23 protein-coding genes and 2 pseudogenes are annotated in these 25,897 nt (G+C 71.4%); 9 read left to right on the top strand and 16 right to left on the bottom strand.

Annotated elements, in window-relative coordinates; all coding sequences use genetic code 11:
• Window positions 1–38: 38 nt before the first annotated feature.
• On the bottom strand, window positions 39–1,262 hold the full coding sequence (gene tyrS / locus MQC88_RS11035) for a tyrosine--tRNA ligase (protein WP_243322029.1): 1,224 nt from the start codon (window positions 1,260–1,262) through the stop codon (window positions 39–41).
• Between the two features lie 215 nt (window positions 1,263–1,477).
• Between tyrS and MQC88_RS11030 the strand changes: the two genes are divergently transcribed.
• Together MQC88_RS11030 and MQC88_RS11025 are read left to right on the top strand one after the other, a co-directional pair.
• On the top strand, window positions 1,478–2,905 hold the full coding sequence (locus tag MQC88_RS11030; RefSeq protein WP_243322027.1) for a peptidoglycan DD-metalloendopeptidase family protein: 1,428 nt from the start codon (window positions 1,478–1,480) through the stop codon (window positions 2,903–2,905).
• 37 nt (window positions 2,906–2,942) lie between these two features.
• Window positions 2,943–4,055, top strand: a complete 1,113-nt coding sequence (locus MQC88_RS11025) for an anhydro-N-acetylmuramic acid kinase (RefSeq protein WP_243322024.1) — start codon at window positions 2,943–2,945, stop codon at window positions 4,053–4,055.
• A gap of 19 nt (window positions 4,056–4,074) precedes the next feature.
• On the opposite strand, the gene MQC88_RS11020 is transcribed toward MQC88_RS11025, so the two are convergent.
• From MQC88_RS11020 to MQC88_RS11010, 3 genes are all read right to left on the bottom strand, one after another.
• The gene (locus MQC88_RS11020) at window positions 4,075–4,386 is read right to left on the bottom strand and encodes a hypothetical protein (RefSeq protein WP_243322022.1); all 312 of its coding nucleotides are present in this window, start codon (window positions 4,384–4,386) and stop codon (window positions 4,075–4,077) included.
• A 92-nt stretch (window positions 4,387–4,478) separates the two neighbouring features.
• The gene (locus MQC88_RS11015) at window positions 4,479–5,801 is read right to left on the bottom strand and encodes an AmpG family muropeptide MFS transporter (RefSeq protein WP_243322020.1); all 1,323 of its coding nucleotides are present in this window, start codon (window positions 5,799–5,801) and stop codon (window positions 4,479–4,481) included.
• Window positions 5,798–6,571 carry an exodeoxyribonuclease III gene (locus tag MQC88_RS11010; protein WP_243322018.1) on the bottom strand — a complete coding sequence of 258 codons (774 nt, stop codon included), beginning with the start codon at window positions 6,569–6,571 and terminating at the stop codon, window positions 5,798–5,800. Before MQC88_RS11010 ends, MQC88_RS11015 begins: the two co-directional genes overlap by 4 nt.
• Before the next feature lie 77 nt (window positions 6,572–6,648).
• Here MQC88_RS11010 and MQC88_RS11005 point away from each other — a divergent pair, with 77 nt between their 5' ends.
• From MQC88_RS11005 to MQC88_RS10995, 3 genes are all read left to right on the top strand, one after another.
• Window positions 6,649–7,185, top strand: coding sequence for a GNAT family N-acetyltransferase (locus MQC88_RS11005; protein WP_243322015.1), 537 nt, complete (start codon window positions 6,649–6,651; stop codon window positions 7,183–7,185).
• Window positions 7,186–7,189: 4 nt separating this feature from the next.
• A complete protein-coding gene (gene pyrE / locus MQC88_RS11000) occupies window positions 7,190–7,861 on the top strand; it encodes an orotate phosphoribosyltransferase (RefSeq protein ID WP_243322013.1) in 672 nt (223 codons plus the stop codon).
• A 71-nt stretch (window positions 7,862–7,932) separates the two neighbouring features.
• A complete protein-coding gene (locus MQC88_RS10995; RefSeq protein ID WP_243322011.1) occupies window positions 7,933–8,610 on the top strand; it encodes a hypothetical protein in 678 nt (225 codons plus the stop codon).
• Between the two features lie 88 nt (window positions 8,611–8,698).
• On the opposite strand, the gene sppA is transcribed toward MQC88_RS10995, so the two are convergent.
• On the bottom strand, window positions 8,699–10,585 hold the full coding sequence (gene sppA / locus MQC88_RS10990) for a signal peptide peptidase SppA (RefSeq protein ID WP_243322008.1): 1,887 nt from the start codon (window positions 10,583–10,585) through the stop codon (window positions 8,699–8,701).
• Window positions 10,586–10,673: 88 nt separating this feature from the next.
• A complete protein-coding gene (locus tag MQC88_RS10985) occupies window positions 10,674–12,056 on the bottom strand; it encodes an MATE family efflux transporter (protein WP_243322006.1) in 1,383 nt (460 codons plus the stop codon).
• Between the two features lie 124 nt (window positions 12,057–12,180).
• Between MQC88_RS10985 and MQC88_RS10980 the strand changes: the two genes are divergently transcribed.
• Together MQC88_RS10980 and MQC88_RS10975 are read left to right on the top strand one after the other, a co-directional pair.
• Complete coding sequence (locus MQC88_RS10980) at window positions 12,181–13,341, top strand: DUF3667 domain-containing protein (protein WP_243322004.1); 1,161 nt, start codon at window positions 12,181–12,183, stop codon at window positions 13,339–13,341.
• The gene (locus MQC88_RS10975) at window positions 13,338–13,673 is read left to right on the top strand and encodes a DUF4286 family protein (RefSeq protein WP_243322002.1); all 336 of its coding nucleotides are present in this window, start codon (window positions 13,338–13,340) and stop codon (window positions 13,671–13,673) included. The genes MQC88_RS10980 and MQC88_RS10975 overlap by 4 nt, the downstream gene beginning before the upstream one ends.
• Before the next feature lie 106 nt (window positions 13,674–13,779).
• On the opposite strand, the gene MQC88_RS10970 is transcribed toward MQC88_RS10975, so the two are convergent.
• The gene (locus tag MQC88_RS10970; RefSeq protein WP_243321975.1) at window positions 13,780–14,412 is read right to left on the bottom strand and encodes a DUF3106 domain-containing protein; all 633 of its coding nucleotides are present in this window, start codon (window positions 14,410–14,412) and stop codon (window positions 13,780–13,782) included.
• Window positions 14,399–15,397 carry a hypothetical protein gene (locus tag MQC88_RS10965; protein WP_243321974.1) on the bottom strand — a complete coding sequence of 333 codons (999 nt, stop codon included), beginning with the start codon at window positions 15,395–15,397 and terminating at the stop codon, window positions 14,399–14,401. The genes MQC88_RS10970 and MQC88_RS10965 overlap by 14 nt, the downstream gene beginning before the upstream one ends.
• Window positions 15,398–15,844: 447 nt before the next feature.
• Between MQC88_RS10965 and MQC88_RS10960 the strand changes: the two genes are divergently transcribed.
• Complete coding sequence (locus MQC88_RS10960; protein ID WP_243321973.1) at window positions 15,845–18,046, top strand: primosomal protein N'; 2,202 nt, start codon at window positions 15,845–15,847, stop codon at window positions 18,044–18,046.
• A gap of 117 nt (window positions 18,047–18,163) precedes the next feature.
• On the opposite strand, the gene MQC88_RS10955 is transcribed toward MQC88_RS10960, so the two are convergent.
• The 8 genes and pseudogenes from MQC88_RS10955 to rhlB all read right to left on the bottom strand — a co-directional run bounded on the left by MQC88_RS10955 (window position 18,164) and on the right by rhlB (window position 25,162).
• A complete protein-coding gene (locus tag MQC88_RS10955; protein ID WP_243321972.1) occupies window positions 18,164–18,631 on the bottom strand; it encodes a DUF1203 domain-containing protein in 468 nt (155 codons plus the stop codon).
• 155 nt (window positions 18,632–18,786) lie between these two features.
• Window positions 18,787–19,665 (bottom strand): RNA polymerase sigma factor RpoH, encoded by an 879-nt coding sequence (rpoH, locus tag MQC88_RS10950; protein ID WP_243321971.1) that lies wholly within the window; start codon window positions 19,663–19,665, stop codon window positions 18,787–18,789.
• A 110-nt stretch (window positions 19,666–19,775) separates the two neighbouring features.
• Window positions 19,776–20,528 (bottom strand): uracil-DNA glycosylase, encoded by a 753-nt coding sequence (gene ung / locus MQC88_RS10945; protein ID WP_243321969.1) that lies wholly within the window; start codon window positions 20,526–20,528, stop codon window positions 19,776–19,778.
• A 182-nt stretch (window positions 20,529–20,710) separates the two neighbouring features.
• Window positions 20,711–21,073, bottom strand: a pseudogene (locus MQC88_RS13140) (response regulator); the annotation flags it as partial.
• Window positions 21,052–21,571: pseudogene (locus tag MQC88_RS13135) on the bottom strand (response regulator); the annotation flags it as partial. The pseudogenes MQC88_RS13140 and MQC88_RS13135, both read right to left, overlap by 22 nt.
• Window positions 21,571–22,518: a permease-like cell division protein FtsX gene (ftsX, locus tag MQC88_RS10935; protein ID WP_243321965.1), complete on the bottom strand. Its 948-nt coding sequence runs from the start codon at window positions 22,516–22,518 to the stop codon at window positions 21,571–21,573. The pseudogene MQC88_RS13135 and the gene ftsX, both read right to left, overlap by 1 nt.
• A complete protein-coding gene (ftsE, locus tag MQC88_RS10930) occupies window positions 22,511–23,200 on the bottom strand; it encodes a cell division ATP-binding protein FtsE (RefSeq protein ID WP_243321963.1) in 690 nt (229 codons plus the stop codon). The genes ftsX and ftsE overlap by 8 nt, the downstream gene beginning before the upstream one ends.
• 225 nt (window positions 23,201–23,425) lie before the next feature.
• On the bottom strand, window positions 23,426–25,162 hold the full coding sequence (gene rhlB, locus MQC88_RS10925; protein ID WP_243321961.1) for an ATP-dependent RNA helicase RhlB: 1,737 nt from the start codon (window positions 25,160–25,162) through the stop codon (window positions 23,426–23,428).
• A 196-nt stretch (window positions 25,163–25,358) separates the two neighbouring features.
• Here rhlB and trxA point away from each other — a divergent pair, with 196 nt between their 5' ends.
• Window positions 25,359–25,685, top strand: coding sequence for a thioredoxin TrxA (gene trxA, locus MQC88_RS10920; RefSeq protein ID WP_243321959.1), 327 nt, complete (start codon window positions 25,359–25,361; stop codon window positions 25,683–25,685).
• Window positions 25,686–25,897 lie beyond the last annotated feature (212 nt).

The following is a 25,897-nucleotide window of genomic DNA, read 5'->3' as shown; positions in this document are numbered from 1 at the left end:
TTGCGGGGAATACGCCGCGTGCGTCGCGTCGTGCGCGCCTATGCCGCGGCGACCAGCCGCACGCGCGCGAAGGTGCGCTTGCCGACCGCGAGCATGCCCTCGAACCCCGGCGCGAACACGCGCTGCGGATCCTCGACGACCTCGCCATCGATCTTCACCGCACGCTCCTTGAGCTTGCGGTTGGCTTCCGAGTTGCTCGGCGTCAGCCCGGCGGCGGTGAGCAGCGCGGCAACGCGCAGGCCTTCGGCCGGCACCGCCACATCCTGCAGCGGCAGTTGCGCGATGTCGCCCTGCCCGCGCACCGCGGCATTCCAGCCGGCGACCGCGTGCTCCGCCGCGCCTGCGCCGTGGAAGCGCGCGGCCAGTTCGCGTGCCAGCCGCAGCTTGACGTCGCGCGGATTGAGCGCACCGGACGCGATGTCGCGCTTCAGCGTCGCGACCTCGTCGATGCCGATCTCGAAGCTCAGCAGCTCGATCCAGCGCCACATCAGCTCGTCGCCGATCTTCATCGCCTTGGTGACGATGTCGATCGCCGGCTCGTCGATGCCGATGTAGTTGCCCAGCGACTTGGACATCTTCTGCACGCCGTCCAGGCCTTCCAGCAACGGCATCGTCAACACCACCTGCGGTTCCTGCCCGTAGTGTTCCTGCAGGCCCCGCCCCATCAGCAGGTTGAACTTCTGGTCGGTGCCGCCGAGCTCGACGTCGGCCTGCAGCGCCACCGAGTCGTAGCCCTGCACCAGTGGATACAGGAACTCGTGGATCGCGATGGACTGTTGCGCCGCGTAGCGCTTGCTGAAATCGTCGCGCTCGAGCATGCGCGCGACGGTGTGCTGGCCGGCCAGCCGGATCATGTCGGCGGCGGACATCTTGCCGAACCACTCGGAGTTGAAGCGCACCTCGGTGCGCTCGCGGTCGAGCACCTTGAACACCTGCGCCTCGTAGGTGCGGGCGTTGGCCAGGACGTCCTCGCGGGTCAGCGGCTTGCGGGTGGCGTTCTTGCCGGTCGGGTCGCCGATCATCCCGGTGAAATCGCCGATCAGGAACACCACCTGGTGGCCCAGCTCCTGGAACTGGCGCAGCTTGTTGAGCAGCACGGTGTGGCCGAGGTGCAGGTCCGGCGCGGTCGGGTCGAAGCCGGCCTTGACCCGCAGCGGGCGGCCGCGCCGCAGCCGGGCCTCGAGCTCCTCGCGCTTGAGGATCTCGTCGGCGCCGCGGGCCAGCAAGGCCAGGTGGGAGGGGAGGTCGGCGGCTGCGCTCACGCGGAATCCCGTGGGAACCGGACAGCGCCGAAGCGTGACCGGCATTGTGAAGGGGTCGTTAACTGGAAGTTAATCTGAATGCTTTCGGAAAAACCATCGCATTCAAGGGTTTGACGCACTCTTTTCGCCCGACTATGTTACCCGCTTGACGCGTCCATCACATCGGACCCCGGGGGAGCTGAGCTGATGAAGCCGAACATCATGGGCCTGCAAGCATGAGCTTGCCCGAGAGCCGAAGCGGCCGCCGCGCGCGCCTGGACAAGCTACGCGAAGCCGCGCTGCACCGGAAGGTCCTCGCCAAACACCTGCCCGCTGCGTTCAACGGCCGCTGGACCCGCCGCCACTGGGCGCACGCCAGCCTGTTCGCCACCCTGGGCGCGCTGGTCGCCGCGATCGTTCCGGGCTTCTCCAATCCCGTCGCCACGCAGGCATCGCTGGCGGTGCCGCGCACCACGCTGGCGCTGGCCTTGCCGGCGCTGCCGCTGGCGAAGCGGCGCGCCCCGGCCGGCGACAACTGGCAATTGCTCACCGTGCAACCCGGGCAGACCCTCGGCGCGCTGTTCGAACAACTCGACCTCCCCAGCGCGACCATGCACAAGCTGCTGGAGAAATCCAATGCGCGCAGCACGCTCGCGCGCCTGCGCCCGGGCGCGGAGATCGGCTTCGACATCGGCGCCGACGGCACGCTGCGCAGCCTGCGCTACGACCGCGACGACACCCATCGGGTCGAGCTGTCGCTGGTCGGCGACGAGGTCCGCGAGCGCGTGATCGAGCGGCCCACCACCACCCGCACCGTGGTCATCAGCGGCGAGGTCGGGCGTTCGCTGTTCTGGTCGGCGCGCAGGCAGGGGTTGTCGGGCAAGGCGATCCGCCAGCTCACCGACGACATCTTCAAGTACGACATCGACTTCAACGAGGACGTCGCCGCGAGCGACCGCTACAGCGTGGTGGTCGACCAGGTCTGGCGCGAAGGCGAGCTGATCGGCACCGGCGACATCCAGGCCGCCACCTTCACCGCGCACGGCAAGCTGTATTCGGGTTTCCGCTTCGAGCACGACGGCAAGGCCGAGTACTTCACCGCCGACGGCCGCCCGCTGAAGAAGGCGTTCATCCGCATGCCGGTGCAGTACACGCGCATCAGCTCGGGCTTCAGCGGCGCCCGCAAGCACCCGATCCTGGGCCGCACCCGCGCCCACCAGGGCGTGGACTTCGCCGCCCGCAGCGGCACCCCGATCATGGCCGCCGGCAACGCGCGGGTCGCGTTCGTCGGCTGGAAGGGCGGCTACGGCCGCACCGTGATCCTCGACCACGGCCGCGGCTACACCACCCTGTACGGGCACATGTCGCGCTTCGGCAAGGAGCGCGTCGGCCAGCGCATCGCGCAGGGCGCGCTGATCGGCTACGTCGGCATGACCGGCCTGGCCACCGGCCCGCACCTGCACTACGAATTCCGCGTCAACGGCGTGCACCGCAACCCGCTGGCGGTGACGATGCCGCCGCCGGAGCCGCTGCGCGGCGCGGCGCTGGCGCAGTTCCGCGCCCAGACCGGCAAGGCGCTGGCGCAGATCCGCAAGGTCGAGGACGTGATCTACGCCGACGCCGACACCACGCCGCCGAAGGCGAAGGCCGCGCGCAAGGGCTGAAGCCGCGGCGCCCGCGGCGCCGCACTACACTCTGCCGATGGACTCCCTGTACCTCGGCCTGATCTCCGGCACCAGCGCCGACGGCATCGATGCCGCGCTGGTGCGCTTCGAGGGCGACGACCCGCACGCACCCTGCACGCTCGTGCTTGGCCGCACCTTCGGCTGGGACGACGGCCTGCGCGCGCGCCTGGTCGCGCTCGGCCAGGGCGGCGACTGCACCTCGCTCGATGAACTCGGGATGCTCGACGTGCAGGTCGCCGGCGCCTTCGCCGACGCGGCCACCACGCTGCTCGCCGAAGCCGGCGTGGCGGCCGCGCGCGTACGCGCGCTGGGTTCCCACGGCCAGACCGTGCGCCATCGTCCCGGTGCGCAGCATCCGTTCACCATGCAGCTGGGCGACGGCAACGTCATCGCCGAGCGTAGCGGCATCACCACGGTCTGCGATTTCCGCCGTCGCGACGTCGCCGCCGGCGGGCATGGGGCCCCATTGCTGCCGGCGCTGCATGCCGCGCTGCTGCTTTCCCGCGACGAACAGCGCGCGGTGCTCAACCTCGGCGGCATCGCCAACCTGACCCTGCTGCCGCGCAGCGGCGACGTGCGCGGCTTCGACACCGGCCCCGCGAACGCGCTGCTGGATGCCTGGTGCGAACGCCAAACCGGGGCCGCCTTCGATGCCGGCGGCGCATTCGCGGCCAGTGGCGCGGTCGATGCCGCGTTGCTGCAGCGGCTGCTCGACGACCCGTGGTTCGCGCAGCCCCCGCCCAAGAGCAGCGGCCGCGAGCAGTTCCACCTGGACTGGGTCGAAGCGCGACTGCGCGGTGGCGAGCGCCCCGCCGACGTGCAGGCCACGCTGCTCGAATTGACTGCCGCCAGCATCGCAGACGCGTTGCTGGCGACCCAAGCGGACACGCAACGGCTGCTGGCCTGCGGCGGCGGCGTGCACAATCCGCGGCTGCTGCGGGCCATCGCCGCGCGCCTGCCCGCGGTGCGGGTCGATTCGACTGCGGCGCTGGGTGTCGACCCGGACTTCGTCGAGGCGATGGGGTTCGCCTGGCTGGCGCGCGAGACCCTGGCCGGGCGCCCCGGCAACCTGCCGGCGGTGACCGGTGCGCGCGGCGCGCGCGTGCTCGGCGCCATCCACCACGCCTGACCGCAACCGCGCGGCGCCGCTATTCGAGGCTGAAGCGCGCGCTGATGCTCTGGTCGGGTTCGTCCTCGGGCGGCGCGGGCGGCGCACCCGCGCGGCCGATCAGCGCGAACCCCGGGTCGCTGGGCACCTGCTCCATCGCCGCGATCGCCGCTTCCAGCGCGCCGGTCTCGCTGTCCTCGAAATGCACCGCGCCGTGGCCCTCGCAGGCGTGCAGGCCCTGCTCCAGCACCCGCAACAGGGTGTCGTGCACCGACCAGCCACGGGCATCGCCAAGGCGCTTGATGCGCTCGGCCAGCAGCGGATCGATGTCGCGCAACACGATGTCGGTCACGATGGCACCTCCTGGTCGCGTCCTGCGTGGGGCACGGCCGGCGTTACCTCACGCTCTGCGCATCCTGCGCATCCGCGCGCCCGGCCGCAAGCTCAGCCCTCGGCCGCGGCAACCGGGTCCTCGGGGGCGCGGTCGCGGATCCGCCGCCACAGCCACGCCAGCAGCAGCAGCGTCGGCACCACGGTCAACGCGCTCAGGGTGAAGAAGGTCGCATAAGACGTCGCCTCGACCAGGTAGCCCGAAACGCCGCCGGCGAACTTGCCGGGCAGGTTGGCCAGCGACACCAGCAGCGCGAACTGGGTGGCGGTGAAGTTGCGGTCGGTGAGCGCGGACATGAAGGCGATCAGCACCACGCCGGCGAAGCCCTGGAACAGGTTGTCGGCGGCGATCGCGGCGTAGAAGGCCCACAGCTCCGAGGGGTGGTGCGCCATCAGCAGGAACGCGAGGTTGGACAGCGCCACCCCGAGCGCCGCCACCAGCAGCATCCGCCGGAAGCCGAACGCGGCCACCGCGACGCCGCCGGCGAACGCGCCGGCAATGCCCATCCAGATCCCGAACAGCTTGGACACGGTGGCGATGTCGGACTTGCTGAAACCCGAGTCCAGGTAGAACGGCCCGGCCATCACCCCGATCACCTGGTCGGGGAACTTGAACAGGCCCACGAACAGCAGCAGCACCAGCCCCAGCAGCACGCCGTTGTTGCGGAAGTAGCTGGAAAACGGCTGCCAGAACGCGCCGACGACATCGATCCGGCGCACCACCGTGGCCTCGGGCGCGACCGGCTCGCGGCACAGCAGCGTCGCCGCGACCGGCACCAGCATCAACGCCGCCATCCACAGGTAGGCCGGCGTCCAGCCCTGAAAGTCGGCGATGTACAGCGCGCCGGCGCCGCCGACGATCAGGCCGAAGCGGTAGCCGAGCGTATAGGTCGCCGCCAGCGCCGCCTGCGCGGCCGCCGGCGCAACCTCGATGCGGTAGGCATCGACCACCGAATCCTGGGTGGCGCCGGCGAACGAACCGATGAGCACCCACGCGACCAGCCCGGTGACGCCCAGCTCCGGCCGCATCACCGCCAGCGCGGCCAGGCTCAAGCCCACCAGCAACTGCGAGGCCAGCAGCCACGAGCGCCGGCGGCCGAGGAACGCGGTCAGCGGGAACGCGTAGCGGTCGATCAGCGGCGCCCACAGGAACTTGAGCAGGTAGAAGAAGCTGGCCAGGCTGATCAGGCCGATGCTGCCCAGGTCCAGGCCGACGTCGCGCAGGCGCGTGGACAAGGTCATCGACGCGATCAGCAGGAACGGCAGGCCGGAGCCGAAGCCAAGCACCAGCAGCGTCATCGCCGATGGCGTGGCGAACGCGCGCTTGATCCCGGCCCAGCCCTTGTACGACGCCGGCGCCGCGGCCTTGGCGCTCACAGGGCGTAGTCCACGGTGAACGGCGCGTGGTCGGAGAAGCGCGGCGTGGCCGCGATCGCGCACCCGCGCAGGCGCTCGCGCAGCGACGGCGTGGCGAACTGGTAGTCGATGCGCCAGCCGACGTTGTTGGCGCGCGCTGCGCCGCGGTTGCTCCACCAGGTGTAGTCCTGGCCGTCGGCATGCAGCGCGCGGTAGGCGTCGACCCAGCCCTGGTCGCCTGCGCACAGGTCGTTGAGCCAGTCGCGCTCGGGCGGCAGGCAGCCGGAATTCTTCTGGTTCGACTTCCAGTTGCGGATGTCGAGCTCGCTGCGGACGATGTTCCAGTCGCCGCACAGCACGTAGTCGCGGCCGCTGGCCAGCCACTGCTGGAGGATCGGGCGCAGCCACGCCATCACCTCGAACTTGAAGCCCTGGCGCAGCTCGCCCGACGAACCCGAGGGAATGTAGAACGAGACCACGCTGAGGTTGCCGAAGCGCGCCTCCAGGTAGCGGCCTTCCTCATCGAACGGTGCCCAGCCCAGCGCCGTGCGCACTTCGTCGGGCTCGCGGCGCGCGTAGATCGCCACGCCGCTGTAGCCCTTCTTCGTGGTCGCATCGCGGAACCAGGCCTGGTAGCCCGCGGGCAGGAACGCGCTGCCGGCGAGCTGGTGCTCCTGCGCCTTGGTCTCCTGCACGCAGAGGATGTCGGCGTCCTGCGCGCCGAACCAGTCGAAGAAGCCCTTGGAAGCGGCCGAGCGCAGGCCGTTGGCGTTGAAGCTGATGATGCGCATGCACGGCCCGGTTCGCGGTTTCATCGATGATAGCAATGCCGCGGGTGGCCACCAGCGACGGCCGTATCATGGGCGGCATGGCCGTTGCGTCTTCCCCCCGGACCCAGGCGCCAGCCGCGATCGCGGTCCGGCCGGTCGATCCCACGCTCGCCGGGGCCGTGCGCGCGCTGCAGGTCGCGCCCGGGCAAGCGGACTATGTCGGCGACACCGCCTTCAACCTCGAACAGGCGCAGGCCGACCCGCGCAGCGAGGCGATGGCGATCCTGGCCGGCGACACCGTTGCCGGCTTCTATCGCCTCGACTTCGCCCCCAACGCGGTCGCCGGCCGCGACCTCGGCGCGCCCAGCGTGGGCCTGCGCGCGTTCATGCTCGATCGCGCCTGGCAGGGCCGCGGGCTCGGCAGCCGCGCGGCCGCCGCCCTGTGCGCGGACCTGCAGCGACGCCATCCTTCGCGACGCCTGCTGCTGCTGACGGTGAACTGCCGCAACGTCGCCGCCATTGCCGCCTACCGCCGCGCCGGCTTCGTCGACAGCGGCGAACTGGTCCGCGGCGGCCGCGCCGGCCCGCAGCACCTGATGCTGCGCGCGCTCGGCAACGGCGGCGTGGGACAATAACGGCATGCAACCGCATCGCCGCCGCTTCCTCGAACTCGCGCTGCAGGCACAGGCCCTGCGCTTCGGCGAGTTCACGCTCAAGTCGGGCCGCAACAGCCCGTACTTCTTCAACGCCGGGCGCTTCGACAGCGGTGCCGCGCTGGCGACCCTGGCCGGCTGCTACGCCGATGCCGTGGACGCGGCCGGCATCGAATCCGGCCTGCCGGCTTTCGACATGATTTTTGGCCCGGCCTACAAGGGCATCCCGCTGGCGACCGCGCTGGCCTGCGAATACGCCAGGCGCGGCCGCGACCTGCCGGTTGCCTTCAACCGCAAGGAAGCCAAGGACCATGGCGAGGGTGGCAGGCTGATCGGCGCCCCGCTGCAGGGCCGGCGGGTGCTGGTGGTGGACGACGTGATCACCGCCGGTACCGCGGTGCGCGAGGCGCTGGCGACGATCGCCGGCGCCGGCGGCAGGGCGGTGGCGATCGCGATCGCGCTCGACCGCCAGGAGGCGGCAGGCGAAGGCGGCGGGCGTTCGGCCGCGCAGGCGCTGGCCGCGGACGCCGGCGTGGCCGTGGTCGCGGTGGCCAGCCTCGACGACCTGCTTGCGTTCGCCGGCGAAAGCGCGGAACTTGTCGCCCAGCGCGAGCGCCTGCTCGCCTATCGCGCGCGTTACGGTTGCGCCGCGACCTGAGGCCGCCAGCACGACGCGCAACCGTCATCACGACGCATCGGCTCATCACTTGCAGAACAGGGGCTGCAACCATGACCACGATCCGCATCATCGCCATCGCTGTCCTGCTGGTCTTCAGCACCACGGCCGTCGCGCAGAAGCGCGGCGCGACGCCCGCGACCAAGAAACTTTATTGCTGGAACCAGAACGGCCAGCGGACCTGCGGCGACACCCTGCCGCCCGGTGCCACCGACCTGGCGCGTACCGAGATCAACGCCAGCAGCGGCATGCACACCGGTGAAGTCGGTCGCGCCCTGACCGGGGAGGAGCGCGCCGCCGCCGCCAGCGCCGCGCGGCAGGCCGAACTCGATGCCGCTGCGCAAGCCGCGCGCCTGCGCCGCGACCTGGCGATGGTCGAGTCCTACGCTACCGAAGCCGACCTGCGTCGCGCCTACGGCGAACGCATCAGCCTGCTCGACGAAGCGCTCAAGGCATCGACCCTGGGCGAGGCCAACCTGCGCCGCAGCATCGTCAGCCTGCTCGACCAGGCCAGCGGGCTGGAACTGGCCGGCAAGCCGGTGCCCGCCACCACCGTGGCCAACCTGCGCAACCAGCACGCCGAACTGCTGAAGCAGCAGCGCATCCTCGCCCAGCAGCGCAGCGACCGCGCCAGCCTGGACAGCGAACTGGCCGACGCGGTCGAGCGCTATCGCGCGCTGAAACAGCCGCCAGCGGCTGCTGCGCCAACGCAACCGGGACCCGGCAACTGACGCCGGCGCCGCGGCCACCACGGGACGCATGAAAAAGCCGGGCCCAGCCCGGCTTTTTCAATCCCCCGCGGCCGCTGTGCCGCCCGTGTCAGGGCCCGCAGAAGCAGTACGCCAGCGCCTTCACCGGGGCGCCACGGCCCGGCTGCAGCGCGCTGTCGAGGAAGCGCAGGTCGTGCCTGGCCTGGGGCAAGGCCCGCGCCAGCAGCGCCTTCGCAACGTTGGAATCACGCAGCACCGCACTCGCCATGCCGCTCTCGGCGAACCGGGCGAAGAAGCGTTCGAACGGGGTCGCGCCCTTCTCGATGTAACGCACCTGCCAGGCGCCAGGCTTGCCGAGTTTCGCGCGGGTGGCGGCGTCGGCGATCGCGTCCTGCAACCCGCCGAACTGGTCGACCAGCCCGCGCTGCCTGGCCTGCGCGCCGGTCCAGACGCGGCCGCGCGCGATCGCGTCGATCTCGCCCACGCTGCGCCCGCGCGCCCTGGCCACGCGCCCGGTGAAGTCGCGATAGCCCTTGTCGATCACCGCCTGCACCACCTGCCCGACCTGCGGGTCCAGCGGCCGGGTGATGTCGAAGGCGCCAGCGAACGGCGTGGTGCCGACGCCATCGGTGTGCACGCCGATCTTATCGAGGGTGCGCGGGATCGTCGGGATCAGGCCGAAGATGCCGATCGAACCGGTGATCGTCGACGGATTGGCGTAAATGCGGTCCGCATCCATGCTGATCCAGTAGCCGCCGGACGCGGCCAGGTCGCCCATCGATACCACCACCGGCTTGCCGGCGTCCTTGAGCGCGGCGACTTCGCGCCGGATCTGCTCGGAGGCATAGACCTCGCCCCCGGGCGAGTTGACCCGCAGCACCACCGCCTTGACCTGGTCGTCGTCGCGGGTGGCGCGCAGGAGTTCCGCAGTCGATTCGCCGCCGATGGTGCCGGGGGGCTGCTCGCCGCCGGTGATTTCGCCTTCGGCCACCACCACCGCCACCTGCGGGCGTTCGTCGACCGCGGCGATGCCGCGATCGATGTGCCGCAGGTAGCCGTCGAGGGTGATCTCGCGGAAGCCGTCCTCGGCGTCGGCATCGGCGATGCCGCGATCGGCGAGGATGTCGTCGACCTGCTCCTCGGTCTTGAGTCCGTCGACCAGCTTCTGCCGCAGCGCGTACTGCGCCAGGTCGCCGCCAGCCGCCTCGATCCCCTGCGGCAGGGTGTCGATGCCGGCGGCCAGTTGCCGTGGCGTGAGCCTGCGCACCTTCGCGATGTCACCGAGGTAGCGCTGCCAGATGTCGTTCATCCAGTAAAGGTCGGCTTCCTTGGCCGCCGGCGAAGCCGCATCGAGGATGTAGGGTTCGGCCGCCGACTTGTATTCGCCGACCCGGAACAGGTGCACGTCCACGCCGAGCTTGTCCTGCAGGCCCTCGCGGTAGTACTGGCGATAGCGGCCCAGGCCCTCGAGCAGCAGCCCGCCCATCGGATCGAGGTAGACCTCGTTTGCCTGCGCGGCCAACAGGTACTGGTTCTGGTCGAAGCTCTCGCCGAAGGCCACCACCTGCTTGCCGGCGGCACGCAGCTTCGCCAGTGCGTCGGCGACTTCGCGGATCGAGGCGTAGCCGGAGAACGACAGCTGGTCCACGCGCAGCAGCACGCGCTCGACGCGCTTGTCCTTGCCGGCGGCGTCGAGCGCGCGCAGCAGGTCGCGCAACTGCACCTCGCGCGCGCTGTCGTCGCCGAACGCGCGCGCGAACGCGCGGCTGGCCGGATCGGTGCTGTACTGCTCGACCAGCCGGCCCTCGGGCGCGACCACCAGGGTGGTGCGATCCAGCAGTGGGCGCGCGCCGTCGCCAGCGGCGAGCACGCCCAGCAGCACCAGCAGCAGCCCGAAGAACAGCAGGTTGAAGACCAGCCGACGGGTGAAGTTCATCGCGTCCCACAGGCCCTGGAAGAAACGGGCGATGGGGCCGCGGCGGCGGGGTTGGTTCATGCACGGGCTCCGGACAGCATGGTGACAGCGTAACGGTGCCGGGACGGGGAATCATGCCCCGAACGTCACTCGCGCCTTCGACAGCGCTTCAGGTGGGGATGACCGCAGCCCGGGCCAAGCCGCTGCTGCGCAGGAAGCGCCGGCACAGCAGCAGCGCCGCAACGCTCAGGCCGGCGATCAGGCCGACCCACATCCCCCTCGGCCCCCAGCCGAGCCAGAGCCCGAGCCCCGCTCCCAGCGGCATGCCGATGCCCCAGTACGCCAGCGCCGCCAGCAGCATCGGCACGCGCGTGTCCCGGAGTCCGCGCAGCGCGCCCGCCGACACCACCTGGATGCCGTCGGGGAACTGGAACGCCGCCGCATACAGCAGCAGCGAGGCCGCCAGCGCGGCAACCGCGGCATCGCGGGTATACAGCGCCACCACCGCGTCGTGGCCCCACAGCAGCGCCAGCGCCGAGAACGATTGCGTGCCCAGCGCCAGCGCGTAGCCGGCGAACGCGGCGCGGCGCACGTCGAACGCGTTGCCGCGCCCCAGCGCATGGCCCACGCGCACGGTCGTGGCTTCGGCCAGCCCCATCGGGATCATGAAGCAGAGGCTGGCGACGTTGATCGCGATCTGGTGCGCGGCCACCGGCACCGCGCCCAGGCGCCCGATCAGCAACGCGGTGACGATGAACAGGCTGCCCTCCATCGCCACGGTCACGCCGATCGGCAGGCCGGTGGCGAGCAGGCCGCGGATCGGCGGCCAGCGCGGGCGCTCCAGGTGCGCGAACAGCTGCAGGTCGGCGAACCGCGGCGAACGCCACAGGTACAGCGCGAATGCCGCCGCCTGCGCCCACATCATGATCGCCGACGCCATGCCCAGGCCGCCGGCGCCGCGGCCTTCGATGGCGAAACCGGGCAGGCCGTACGACCCGAACGTCAGCACGTAGCCCAGCGGCACCAGCACCAGCAAGCCGCCGAAACCCAGCAGCATCGTCGGCAGCGTCCAGTGCAGGCCGTCGCTGAGGTAGCGCATGCACAGGTACAGCGTCAGCGCCGGCACGCCCCAGCGGATGCCATGCAGGAAGGCCAGCGTGCCCGGCTGCACGTCCGCCGCGATCCCCATCGGCCGCAACGCGATCCCGACCACGCTGAGGAACGCGAACAGCAGCACGCCCAATCCCGCCGCCAACCACAGCGCCTGCCGGAACAGCGGTCCGATCTCGCCGCGGCGGCCGGCGCCGTCGAGTTGCGACACCGAGGGCGGCAGCGACATCAGCGTGCCCATCGGCACCATCATCGGCAGCCAGAACAACGCCGTGCCGACCGCCACCGACGCCAACGTCGCGGTGCCATGGTGGCCGGCGATCACGCTGTCGACGAATCCGATCAGGCCGGTCGACAGGTGCCCGACCACCAGCGGCGCGGCGAGGATCGCGGTCGTGCGCACTTCGCCGGCGAAGCGCGGGGCGTGGGTGGGAGCAGTCATCGGGGGGCGTGCGGCAACTGCGGCCGCGCACCGCGGGACGCGGACGCTGGCGCCGGGTCGCGGCGAGTCGCTATCTTAACGGGCGCGGCAGCGGCCGCCGCCCCGACCGCCCGGAGAACGCGCCATGACCGAACCCGCCGGCACGCCTGCAACCACCGCCGCGCCGGCGCCTGCCTGCCAGAACTGCGGCACGCCACTGCTGGGCCCGCACTGTTACGCGTGCGGCCAGCCGGTCAACGGCCTGGTGCGCCACTTCAGCAGCATCATCGGCGACTTCCTCGACAGCGTGCTCAATATCGATGCGCGCGTGCTGCGCACCCTGTGGCCCCTGTTCGCGCGCCCCGGTTACCTGAGCCGCGAATACTTCGCCGGCCGCCGCGTGCGTTACGTCAGCCCGGTGCGGCTGTTCGTGTTCCTGAGCATCGTCACCTTCTTCGTCGCGCAGCTGATGCTCAGCTTCGGCCCCGACGCGATCCAGTTCGACAATGGCGACAGCTTCCAGCAGGCCACCACGGTGGCCGAGGTGGAACGCGCGCGCGACCAGGCGCTGAAGGGACTCGAGCAGGCGCGCGCCGAGATCCCGGGCAACGTGCCCGGCGCGCGCGTCGGCATCGATGCCGGCGCCGCCGCCGTGCGCGACAAGGCGCGCAAGCGCATCGCCGAACTGCAGGCCAGGACGGATGGCGGGCCGCCGCCGCGCCCGGCCGGGGATGCGGCCGATGCCGACGCAACGCCCGACCTGCAGTTCAATGGTCGTCCCTGGGACCCGGTGGCCAATCCGGTGCGGGTGCGCTGGCTGCCCGGCTTCGCCAATCGCTGGATCAACCAGCAGGTCGGCAAGGGGCGCGACAACGTCGCCGCGCTGCGCAAGGATCCCAACCGGCTCAAGGATGCGGTACTCGGGGCGTTGCCGTCGACGCTGTTCGTGCTGCTGCCGATCTTCGCGCTGATGCTCAAGCTCGCCTACCTGTTCAAGCGCCGGCTGTACATGGAGCACCTGATCGTCGCGCTGCACAGCCACGCGTTCCTGTGCCTGGCGCTGCTGCTGGTGTTCGGATTCTCGGCGCTGGGCCGCGCGGCGCCGGCGGCGGCCGGATTCGCCCGCGCCGGCGAGGGCCTGCTGTTCGCCTGGATGCCGCTGTACCTGCTGCTCATGCAGAAGCGCGTGTACGCCCAGGGCTGGATCATGACCGTGCTGAAGTATTTCGTGCTCGGCGTGTGCTACCTGGTGCTGCTGTCGCTGGGCGTGGCCTTCACCGTGCTCGCCAGCCTGGTGTGGGCGTGAGCGTCGTCTACGAGGTGACACTGGAGATCGAGGCCGCGATCGCCGCCGATTACCGCGCCTGGCTGCACGCGCATGTCGACCGGATCCTCGCCCTGCCCGGCTTCACCGCCGCCCGCATCTTCGAGGTGCTGGAACCGGCGCCACCCTCCGGGACAGCGGCGCTGTGCGTGCAATACGCACTGCGCGACCGCGCCGCCCTCGACGCCTACCTGCGCGACCACGCCGCGCGGATGCGCGCCGAGGGCATCGCGCGTTTCGGCAATCGCTTCCGCGCCAGCCGCCGGATCCTCGCGCAGCTTTCCCGGGCCAGCGATGCGCCGAGCGGGACCTGACCGCAGTCGCGCGGCATTGCCCGAACGTCAACCAGGTCGTGCCCGGGCCGTCCTTCCGGTGTGACCAGCGCGCCGATGCCGAGCCGCGCCTGGAGCGCGTGCTTCGCTAACGATCCAGCCGCAGCCGCAACCATGCCGCGCGGTTGGCGGCGGAAGTGGACACCAGGTCGCGGCGCAACGCGTCGCGCTCCGGCGGCGGGGTGCGTTGCGCGAGCGTGGCCAGGTCGTCCAGTTCGGCCGGCGTCATCGCCCGCAGCACCGCGAGCAGCGGCTCGCGCTGGGCCGCCGGCACCTGCATCAGCAACGGCTGCAGCCTGGCGTAGTCGGCGCCGAGCACGGGCCCCAGCCGCCAGCCGCGACGCTCGCTCTCGTCCAGTTCCTCGAAGCGCGCGCGCAGCGCCTGCTGCTGCTCCGGCGGCAGGGCGGCGAACGCCGTCGCCGCAGTGCGCAGTTGCCATTGCTCCCGGGCCGGCAGTGCCTGCCACGCCTGCCAGCGTTCGCGCAGTTCGCGACGTTGCGCCAGCGGCAGTGCGTCCCAGGCGATGGACCGTTGCTGCAGGGCCTGGCGCTGCCACGGCGCCAGCGCCTGCAAGGTCGCCTGGCGCGCGCGCAGCTGCTGCTGCAACGGCGGCGGCAACCTCGACAGTTGCGCCTGCAACGCCGGCGGCAACGCCGCGCCCGCCACCACGGCGACAGCCGCCAGCACAGCCGCCATGCAGGCCCGCTCAAGGCGTCGCATTGCCGACCTCCTGCCCGCCGGCCGGGGCGTCGGGCAGCGGTTGCGCCGCGTCCGGCAACGGCAACGCGCTCGCCGGTTGCGCCGCGATCCCGGCGGCGTACCAGGCGTAGAACTCGAGGTCGCGCAGCAGCGCCTGGTCCGTGGCGCTGGCGGTCTGTGCGAACAGCAGCAGCTCGAAATCGCGATGGCTGAGCAGCGCGGTCGCGGCATCGAAGTTCGCCCTTGGCGCGTCGGTCGACGGCAGCGCCGCAAGTTCGATGCGCTGGCTGCTGGCGCGCTGCGGCAGCCAGGCATCCGGCCACAGGAACGTCGCCGCGAATGCCGCGACGCACAGCGCCAACGCGGCACGCAGCGATGGCAGCAGCCAGCATGGCCGGCCGGCCCTGCTGCCTGGCGCGCGGCGCCCGCGTGCGGCGGCAATCTCCGCTTGCCGACCGCGCACCGTCAACGCGGCTTCGCGCATCTGCGTGAGTTGCACCATGCGCGGCACCGGCAGCTGGCGCAGGGCTTCGCGCGCGGCCTGGTCGAGTGCCTGCCAGGCATCCGCGTCCGCGCTGCCGTCGGCGCGGCGCGGGGCCGCCCGCTGCAGCGCCAGCCGGTAGGTCGGTTCGGCGATGCCCAGCACCGCGGCGGCATCGGGTTCCGCCAGTCCGGCCACCAGCCGCAGCAGCAACGCCGCGCGTGGCCCGCGGCCCAGCCCTGCCAACGACCCGAACGGCGCTGGCCAGCCCGACTGCGCCGGAGCCCCGCGCAGGGCAGGCGCGGCCAGCAACGTGCTCCAGAAGCGTCGCGGCCAGTCGGCCACCGGCCATTGCCGGGCGCCGGCCGCGAAGACCTGCAGGGCGGCCACCAGGGCCTCGTCGCCGACGCTCGCGTCGCCGCACTGGAGCGCGGCGAACAACGCCGCGCGGCGTTCGACCCCGCGCAGGAAAGCGGTCATGGCGGCGGGCGCGGCGGCGGCCTGGGCGGGGGTACGCGCGGTCATCGGCTCGACTTCATCGCCGGCATCATACCGGCGCGCCCGCGTCCGACGAACCGGCTTGACAAGCCGCGAAACCGTGCTCCGCGAGGCGGGGCAAGGATTCCAGCGCAAACGGTTGTGCACAGCAGTATCGGTGCCGCCCTGAACGGAGCATTCACGCTATCTCCACGCCGCGTTACAACGATGTTTCACGCGCAAACCATTGATCAACATGCAATAAGTCAGTTTGGTACTTTTTTCGCCATGGGCGGATTAACGCAGGAATGTGCTTCGTTGCGCACGAATGGCCGGGCGACATGCACAGGGTTATCCACAATTCGTGTGGATAAAGGGGAAATCCCTTTCCAGCCCTGTACTTGCGATGGTTTCCTGCTGGCGGTCACAACAAGTCTCCGCAAGTCCACGCGGGGGCATCGCCAGGGTGGCGACCGCCACCGCTAGACTGGCCTGATGCCTGCTTCCGCCACCGACGCATCCGCCTGCCAGGTGGCGTTGCCGCTGCCGTTGCCGCAGGCGTTCGATTACCTCCCGGCGCAGGGCGCGGCGCTGCGCGCTGCTGCCATTGGCAGCCGGGTGCGGGTGCCGTTCGGCAACCGCGAACTGGTCGGCATCGTCACCGGCTTCGGCCCGGGGCAGGACGGCGCCCAGCTGCGTCCGCTGCTCGGCGTGCTGGATCCGGAGCCGTTGTTCCACGGCGAGCTGCTGCAGTCGCTGCGCTGGCTGGCGCGGTACACGCACGCGCCGCTGGGCGAGGTGTTGGCCACGGCGCTGCCGGCGGCGCTGCGGCGCGGCGAGCCGCTGCCCGACACCCACGCCTGGGCGTGGCAACTGAGCGAAGCCGGCCGCACCGGATGGGCACGCCTGCGCGCCGGCAGGCCGCGGCAGCTGGCCGAGCGCCTGCACGCGCGGACCTGCGACGAGGACACGCTCGATGCCCAAGCCGGTACCGGTTGGCGCAGCGCCGCGCGCGCCCTCGCGCAACGCGGCCTGGCCGAGCGCATCGCGATCCCGGCCAACGCCCTGGCCGCGATCCCGACCGCGCAAGCCCCGGTGGCCAATGCCGAACAGCGGGCCGCGATCGATGCCGTGCGTGCCGCGAGCCGCGCCGGCTTCGCGTCGCTGTTGCTGGATGGCGTCACCGGCAGCGGCAAGACCGAGGTCTACCTGCAGGCAATCGCCGATTGCCTGGCACGCGGCCGCCAGGCGTTGGTGCTGGTCCCGGAGATCGGGCTGACGCCGCAGATGCTGGCGCGCTTCCGCGCGCGCCTCGGGGTGCCCGTGCACGCCCTGCATTCGGGCCTCAACGACAACGAGCGCGCCCGGGTCTGGACCGCAGCCTGGCGCGGCGAAGCGCGGGTCATCGTCGGCACGCGTTCGGCGGTGTTCACGCCACTGCCCGACGCGGGCCTGATCGTGGTCGACGAAGAACACGATGGCAGCTACAAGCAACTCGACGGCATCCGCTACCACGCCCGCGACTTCGCGCTGGTGCGCGGCAAGGCGCTGGGCGTGCCGGTGCTGCTGGGCAGCGCCACGCCGTCGCTGGAGTCATTGCACAACGCGCGCAACGGGCGCCATGCGCACCTGCGCCTGCCGCATCGCGCCGGCGTGGCGCGGCCGCCGGTGGTGCGCGTGCTCGACGTGCGCAAGCGGCCGCTGCAGGCCGGGCTGTCGCCGGAACTGCTGGCGTCGGTACGCGGCGCGCTTGCCGGCGATGGCCAGGTGCTGGTGTTCAAGAACCGTCGCGGCTACGCGCCCGTGCTGCTGTGCCACGACTGCGGCTGGAGCGCGCAGTGCCGGCGCTGCGACGCGCCGATGACCGTCCACGGCGCCGGCCGGCGGCTGCAGTGCCATCACTGTGGCGCGCGCCAGGCGGCGCCGCCGGCTTGCCCGGACTGCGGTGGCCTCGCGCTGCAACCACAGGGCGTGGGCACGGAACGGTTGGAGGAAATCCTGGCGGAGGCGTTCAGCCAGGTGCCAGTCCTGCGCGTGGATCGCGGCAGCACGCGCCGGCGCGATGCGCTGGAAGCCTTACTGGACGGGCTCGGCGACCAGCCGGGCATTCTCGTCGGCACGCAGATGCTGGCCAAGGGCCACGACCTGCCGCATCTCACCCTGGTGGCGGTGGTCGGCGTCGACGAGGGCCTGTTCAGCGCCGACTTCCGTGCCGGCGAGAAACTCGCGCAGCTGCTGGTGCAGGTCGCCGGGCGCGCCGGGCGCGCGCACAAGCCGGGCGAAGTCGTGCTGCAGACCCACCATCCCGGGCATCCGCTGCTGCAGACCCTGGTCCACGGCGGTTACCACGCCTTCGCCGACGCCGAACTCGCGCAACGCGAGGAAGCCGGTTTCCCGCCGTTCGCGCACCTGGCGCTGCTGCGCGCGGAGGCGAAGCAGTCCGAGCCGGCGCACGCGTTCCTGCAGGCGGCGAAGACGGCGCTGCGCGACGCCGACCCGCAACTGGAACTGCACGGCCCGCTGCCGGCGCCGATGCCGCGCCGCGCCGGTTACCAGCGCGCGCAACTGCTGCTGTCGTCCCCCGACCGGCGTGCATTGCATGCCGCGCTCGAGGCCGCGATGCCCCGCCTGTATGCGCTGCCGGAATCCCGAAAGACCAGGTGGTCGCTGGATGTCGATCCGCTCGACCTGTATTGACGAGCGCGTCGCTGGGCGCGTGCGCCGTCGTGCTGCGCTGGATCGCGTGGCGATGCCGGCAGGCAACGCAGTGCGGCTGGCCAACACCGCAGCTGCGGGTTCGGCGGATCGACACGGTCAGGCGCGATCCACCCGACAGGCATAGCAGCCACGGCGCGCGTTGTGGACCTGCAGGAACGCCACCAGCGGGTCGGCGAAGAATCGTTCGACCAGGGCTTCCAGGCGCACGCCTTCGTCGACCTCGGCATCGCGCATCCAGCCCTCGGCATCGTAGGCGCGCACCGACAGCAGGCGGCTGCGTTGCTGTTCCGGCACCGTGTTGCGGAACACGGCCCGGGCACGCGCGGCCTCGCGCACGAAGATCGGGCCGCCCGCCCGGTAGGGCGTGGCGAGGTCCAGGTGCGTCCACGGCAACAGCAGCAGGGTTTCGCCCGGGGCCGCGTCTTCCAGCGTGATCCGGCACGGATACCCTGGCTGCGCATCGGCGACGACCCGCACCGCGCCATGCGCGCGCAGGGCCGCGGCATCGAGTTCGAACAGGGGCTGGAAAGGCGGCAGCGGCAGGCCGCTGATGACGTAATCCATTGCTGCACTCCGGTCGGGAGCACGCAGGATGTCGCCCGGCGTGGCGCGGCGCTATCCGATTCCTGCGCAGGAGATCCCCAGCTCCGGATCCGCCGCCACCAAACGACAACGGCCCGGTTTCCCGGGCCGTCCGCCGCGAGCGCGTTGCAGCAGGCCTATGCCGCGAACAGGGCCTTCATCTTCTTCAGCGCGTTGGCCTCGACCTGGCGGATGCGCTCGGCGGACACGCCGTATTCGTCGGCCAGTTCCTGCAGCGTGACCTTGCTGTCGGCATCGAGCCAGCGGCGCTTGATGATGTCGCGCGAACGCACGTCCAGCTGCAGCAGGCCTTCGCGCAGCAGCTCGAGCTGGTGGTCTTCGCTGTCGGCGCGCTCGTAGGCCTGCGACGGATCGTCTTCCTGCGCCATCAGGTAGGCGGCGGGTGCCGGCGGCGCGTGGTCGTCGTCGTCGTCGGAAGACAGGTCGAAGCCGATGTCGCGGCCCGACAGCCGCGATTCCATCTCCAGCACTTCGCGCTCGGAGACGTTGAGGTCCTTGGCGACCGCGGTGACTTCGGCGGCGTTCAACCAGCCCAGGCGCTTCTTGCTCTTGCGCAGGTTGAAGAACAGCTTGCGCTGCGCCTTGGTGGTGGCGACCTTGACGATGCGCCAGTTCTTGAGGATGAACTCGTGCATCTCGGCGCGGATCCAGTGCACCGCGAAGCTCACCAGGCGCACGCCCACCGCCGGGTCGAAGCGCTTGACCGCCTTCATCAGGCCGATGTTGCCTTCCTGGATCAGGTCGCCCAGCGGCAGGCCGTAGCCGTTGTAGCCGCGGGCCACGTGCACCACGAAGCGCAGGTGCGACATCACCAGTTCGCGCGCGGCGTCGAGGTCCTGGTCGTCGCGGAAGCGGCGCGCCAGTGCCTGCTCGTCTTCCACCGACAGCACCGGGATCTGGTGCACGGCGCCGATGTAGGCGTCCAGCGAGCCGAGCGCGGACGGGATCGGCAGGTTGTTGGCGACGAGGGCTTGGGACATGGTGGTCTCGGTCATGTGCGCGATTTTAGCAGTGGCCATGTATGACTGCTAATGGCCTGGATGGTTCCCTGCGTTTCATTCATGGAACACTGGCGTGCTCCATCCCCACTACAGCACGGCGGCCGTCAATCCGGTGTGGGGGCGGCACCCGGAGCGCACAAGGCCTCCGTCCAGGCCTCGCCGAGGGCGGCGCGGGGCGGCAGGGCCCAGTCGATCGGCGCCTGGCCGTGGCGGGCCAGGTACTGGTTGGCCGCGGAGAAATGGCCGCAGCCGATGAAGCCGCGGTGCGCCGACAGCGGCGAGGGGTGCGGCGCCTTCAGTACCCGGTGCCGCTGCGGGTCGATCACCTTGCCCTTGGCCTGGGCGTAGCTGCCCCAGAGCAGGAACACCAGGCCCTCGCGCTCGCGGTTCAGGGTTTCGACGATGTGGTCGGTGAAGCCCTCCCAGCCCTTGCCGGCATGGGCGCCGGCACGGCCGTCCTCGACCGTCAGCACCGCGTTGAGCAGCAGCACGCCCTGCCGCGCCCACGGCAGCAGGCAGCCGTGGTCGGGGCGGGCGACGCCGAGGTCGCGCTGCAGCTCCTTGAAGATGTTGTCCAGCGACGGTGGTATCGGCACCCCGGGAGGCACCGAGAAGCACAGCCCATGCGCCTGGCCGGCGCCGTGGTAGGGATCCTGGCCCAGGATCACCACCCTGGCCGCATCGAACGGGGTGGCGTCCAGCGCCGCGAAGATCCGCGGCCCCGGCGGGTAGACCCGCGCCCCGGCCGCCTTGCGCTGGCGCAGGAAAGCCGCCAGCTGCTGCATCTCCCCACACTGGAGGTAGTCGCCGACGCGCGCCTTCCACGAGGGTTCGAGCTGGATGCGGTCCGCGGTCATGGCCCGGCTGGACCCTGCGCGGATTCGCAGGAGTCGCGTGCCAGCCGCGCGCCGAGGTTCCGCCCAGGGCGGGCCCGATCAACCAGGCGAGTATCGGTGCGCGACTTGAGCGGGCCCGGCCTGGGTGGAACCCCTTCCCGAAGCGACGACATCCCGCCTGCAGTCCGCATCCCCGCGATGCCTCACGCGTCGAACGCGCGCTGCTCCGGCATCCGCGACACGCGCAGCTGGAACAGGGTCTTGGTCACCAGCAGCCGCTCCTCGATCGGCTTGAGCACCAGGTCGTTGGCGCCTTCGCGCAACAGCTGGCTCTGGTTGTCGCGGTTGGCGTCGCCGGTCATCACCAGCACCGGCAGCGCGCGCTTGCCGTAGCCGAAGGCACCGCGGATCTGCGACAGCAGGTCGCGGCCGCTGAGTGCGCCCTTGAGGTAGACGTCGGTCAGCACCAGGTCGGCGCCGAGGTCGCCGTCCTCGCGCCCGCGATACTGGTGAAGGTGTTCCAGCGCGCCTTCGACCTCGGCGAAGTGCAACACCTCCAGGCCGTGGCGCTGGAGCATGCGCCGGGTGGCGGCGGCGACCACGCGGCTGTCCTCGACATACAGCACGCGCGCGCCGGGCACCGGTTGTGGCTGCACGTAGCCGCGGATGAAGGCGGCCAGCGCGCTGTGGCCCAGCGCCTTGTCGAAGTAGTCGGTGACGTCGTCGTTGAGGCTGCGCGATTCCAGCCGCGACTGCACGTCGCCGGAAACCACGATCACCGGCACGTAGCTCTGCCCGGCGGCCTCGCGCACCGAATGCGCCAGCGCCAGGCCGTCGCCGTCGGGCAGCACCAGCGCGGTGGTGACCAGGTCGACCGGCGCACTGGCCAGTGCCGCGCGCGCGCTGGCCAGCCCGTCGCAGGCGATCACCTGCGCATTGGGCAGTTCGCGTTGCAGCACGTCGCCGATCAGCTTGCGCACCAGCTTCGATCCATCGACCACCAGCAGGCGCGGCGCATCGCTGACCACGTGGCGCAGGTCCTGCGCATTGTCCTGGGTGCCCATCAGGTGTCCGTCGGCCGGGTCTGGCGCAGGAAATGCCCGGTGACGACGCCGGCGCCGAGCCAGCCGAGCGCGGTGGCGCCGGCCACCACCGCGGCCGCAACCGGCAGGGTGAAGCCGGCGAGCATGAAGCGGCTGCCGTAGCTGGAGGCCAGTTCCGCCAGGGGTGCGCGCAACGCGATCGCCGCCAGCGTCAGCAGCCCGATCGCCAGCGCGCCGGCGGCGAGGCCGTACCAGGCGCCCAGGTACAGGAACGGGCGGCGGATGAAACCGTCGGTCGCGCCCAGGTGCTGCAGCACGCCGATCTCTTCGCGCCGCGACTGGATGTCCAGGCGCACGGTGTTGCCGACCACCAGCAGCGCACCCAGCCCGAGCAGCGCCGCCAGTACCAGCGCCACCCGACCGCCGAAGCGCAGCCAGCCGTCCAGGCGCTGCCGCCAGAGGGCGTCGTGCTGCACGATGTCGGCTTCCGGCAACGCCTGCAGCGAGGTCGCCAGCAAGGCCTCGTCGCCCTTCGGCGTCACGATCAGCAGGCTCGGCAGCGGGTTTGCGCCGACCGCGGCGATGGCATCGCCGAAGCCGCTGGCGCGCAGCTGCTCCAGGCCTTGTTCGGGGGTGCGCAGCTCGACCTTGCCGATGTCGTTGCGGCCGCGCAGTTCGACGGCCAGCGCCTGCGCGCGCGCGCCATCGACCGCCGGCTTCAGGAACACGCTGAGCTGGCGCGACTGCTGCACGTCGCCGGAGAAGCGCGCGAGGTTGCCCAGCACCAGCCACAGCCCCAGCGGCAACGCCAGCGCCACGGCCATCACCCCCACCGTCAGCACCGTCGACCACGGCCGGCGCAGGAACCGGCCCAGGCTCGCGGCGAAGCTGTAGAGGTGGTGGTCGATCCACGTGCCGACGCCGGAGCGCCGCGGGTCGCGGGCAGGGCTGTTGCCGGCATCACGCATCGGCCAGGTCCTCCGGCGCGATGTCGTCGGCCAGCTGGCCGTGGTCGAGCACCAGCACCCGCCGCTTCATGCGCTTGACCAGGCCCAGGTCGTGGCTGGCGACCAGCACGCTGGTGCCGCGCTCGGGCAGCGAGGAAAACAGCGCCATGATCTCGGCCGAGAGCGCCGGATCCAGGTTGCCGGTGGGTTCGTCGGCCACCAGCAGCCGCGGCTCCGCCACCACGGCGCGGGCGATGCCGACGCGCTGCTGCTCGCCGGCGGACAGTTGCGTCGGCAGCGCGCGCTCGCGCGCGCCCAGGCCGAGCCGCTCCAGCACGCTGCGCACGCGCTTGCCGATCTCGCCGCGGCGCATGCCACGCAGGATCAGCGGCAGCGCCACGTTCTCGAACACGCTGCGATCCGTGAGCAGGCGATGGTCCTGGAACACCACCCCGACCTCGCGCCGGTGCAGCGGCACCCGGCGGCCGCGCACCTTGAGCAGGTTGCGCTCGGCGAACAGCACCGCGCCGCGGCTGGGGCGTTCGGCCAGGTGGATGAGTTTCAGCAAGGTGCTCTTGCCGGCGCCGGAATGCCCGGTCACGAACAGCATCTCGCCCGGCTCCACCTCGAAGCTGACGTCGCTCAGGGCGACGTGGCCGCCGGGGTACTGCTTGCTGACGTTGTCGAAGCGCAGGACCGACATGGGCGTTGCGTCGTGCAGCGGCGAAGGAGGTCGCAGTATCGCCCGAGCGGGCGGCCACGGCCACCCGCGAATGCGGGCGGATGGCGGGCAGCATGTGCGCGCGACGGGTGCAGACGGTTGCGGATGCGGTTCACCGCAACCCCGCCATCGGGCGGCGAATCGCCACGGGTCGGCCTGCCTGGCGGGCGACGCGTGCGGGCGTCGCTGCGCCTGGGCGTGGCAGCGTCAGTGTTGCGAACGCGGCGCGCGGGTGACCAGCGATTTCAGGCCACGACCGATCCGCGACAGCAGCGACGCGTCGCCGGCCGTTCCCGCCTTGTCGGCGGCGCCGGGCTGGGCCCGCGGCACGACGCGGGTGGCGACCACTTCCGACGGTCCTTTTTTCACCGGGGCCTGGCCCGCTGCCTTGGCCGCCGGGACGCTCGCGGCCGCCTCGGCGCCCTCGATGCGCTTGCCGCCGCGACGGCGGCGACGCTTGCGCGGCGCGCGCTCGCCCTCGACGGGTGCCGCACGGGTGCTGGCAACCGGCGCCGCGGCAGCGACCTCTGGCGCTGGCGCCGCATCTGCGGCGACAGCCTGCCGGCGCGGCGGTCGCGGGCCGCGTTCGCGGCGGCCTTCGCCCGCGGCGCTGCGGCTGCCCTGGCTGCCGCGGCCGCCACTGCTGCGGCCACCACCACGGCGCTGCTCCTCGGCGGCGCGCGCTTCGCGCGCCTCGCGGAAGATCGCGCTGACGCTTTCGCCGTCCTCGGCCTGGGCTTCGACGCCTTCGCGCGGCTTGCGCGGCAGCGACACCAGCAGGTCCGGGGTGATCGGCTCGACCGGGATCTTCTGCTCGATGTAGGCCTCGATGTCCGGCAGGCCCTGCGCGTAGCGCTCGCAGGCGAAGCTGATCGCGTCGCCCTCGGCGCCCAGGCGCGCGGTGCGGCCGATGCGGTGCACGTAATCCTCGGCGTCGAACGGCAGGTCGTAGTTGTAGACGTGGCTGACGCCGTCGATGTGCAGGCCGCGCGCGGCAACGTCGGTGGCGACCAGGATCTCCAGCTGCCCCTTCTGGAACTTGCCCAGCAGCGATTCACGCTTCTTCTGCGGCACGTCGCCGGACAGCACGCCGACCCGGTAGCCGCCGCGCTCCAGAGCGCGCGCCACCCGCTCCACCCAGGCCTTGGTGTTGACGAACACCATCGTGCGCGCGCCCTCGCTGCGCGACAGCAGGCCCAGCAGCAACGGGATCTTCTCGTCGTCGGCCGGCAGGTACATCCGCTGCCGGACCGTGGAGTTGGTGATGAACTCGCTCTCCACCACGATCTTCTCGGGCTCGTTCATGTGCTCGTAGGCGAGCTCGAGCACGCGGTGGCTCAGGGTCGCCGAGAACAGCAGCGTCTGCCGTTCGGTGCGCACCGGCATCCGCCGCAGCAGGAAGCGGATGTCCTTGATGAAGCCCAGGTCGAACATGCGGTCGGCCTCGTCCAGCACGCACACCTCGCAGGCGTGCAGCGACACGACCTTGTGCTGCTTGACGTAGTCGATCAGGCGCCCGGGCGTGGCGATGATCACGTCGGCGCCGTCCTGCAGCAGCTGGCGCTGCTTGTCGTAGTCGACGCCGCCGTAGACCAGCGCGAACTTCAGGCCGAGCTGGCTGCCGAACTTCACCGCGTCCTTGTGGATCTGGATCGCCAGCTCGCGGGTCGGCGCCAGGATCAGCGCACGCGGATCCTCGGGCTTGCGCTCGGCCAGCGCAGGCCGCGTCAGCAGCCGGTTCACCACCGTGATCAGGAACGCCAGGGTCTTGCCGGTGCCGGTCTGGGCCTGGCCGGCGACGTCGCGCCCGGCCAGCGTGATCGGCAGGGTCAGCGCCTGGATCGGGGTGCAGCGGGAGAATCCGGCGGCTTCAAGGCCGGCCAGCAGCGCCGGATGCAGCTCGAAGGAGGAAAACGAAATATCGGTAAGGGGCTTGTCGCTCATGCGTTCTGGAGTGCAATCCGGTGGTCGGCGCGGCGTGGCGCGCTTGCGTGGGAGGCGTCCGCGAAGCAGACTGCCGGTCGGCGCCCGGGGTCGCGCCGCGCTTGCGGCGCGCTTGAAGCCCCGTGGAAACGCCCCAGTTTAACAGTATCCCCGGCGCTTCCCCGGCCGCGCCGGGCCGATTTCCCCAGGAGCCCCCATGAACGACACCGTGATCCACGCCACCGACGCCGATTTCGACAGCGCCGTGCTGCAGTCCGACGAGCCCGTGCTGGTCGACTTCTGGGCGCAGTGGTGCGGCCCCTGCAAGATGATCGCCCCGGCGCTGGACCAGCTGGCGGCCGAATATGCCGGCAAGGCCAAGGTGGTGAAGGTCGACATCGACCAGAACCGCAACACCGCGATGAAGTACCACGTGCGCTCGATCCCGATGCTGCTCCTGTTCAAGGACGGCCAGGTGCAGGCCACCCAGATCGGCGCGGTCGGCAAGGCCCAGCTGAGCCAGATGATCGACAAGGCGCTGTAAACCGCGCGATCGCGCGACCTGCTGCCTCCGCGCCCGCCGCCGGCCCCCGGGGCCTGGCGCCGCGACCCGGCGCTGCCATCCAAACGGGCACCCGGGCTGCCGTTCCGCCTTCCTCGCCGGCGCCCCCTGCCCGCGCGCAAGGTGAACGGGGTCCGCGCCGCCGCGCTTGCCGCCACTCCACCACGGTGCTAGTTTTCCCTTGCCCGGCGCGT

The organism is Cognatiluteimonas sedimenti (assembly GCF_022808325.1).
Classification (GTDB): Bacteria; Pseudomonadota; Gammaproteobacteria; order Xanthomonadales; family Xanthomonadaceae; genus Cognatiluteimonas; species Cognatiluteimonas sedimenti.
The sequence above is the reverse complement of the archived record's forward strand: the minus strand, read 5'-3'. Positions and strand labels throughout refer to the sequence as shown.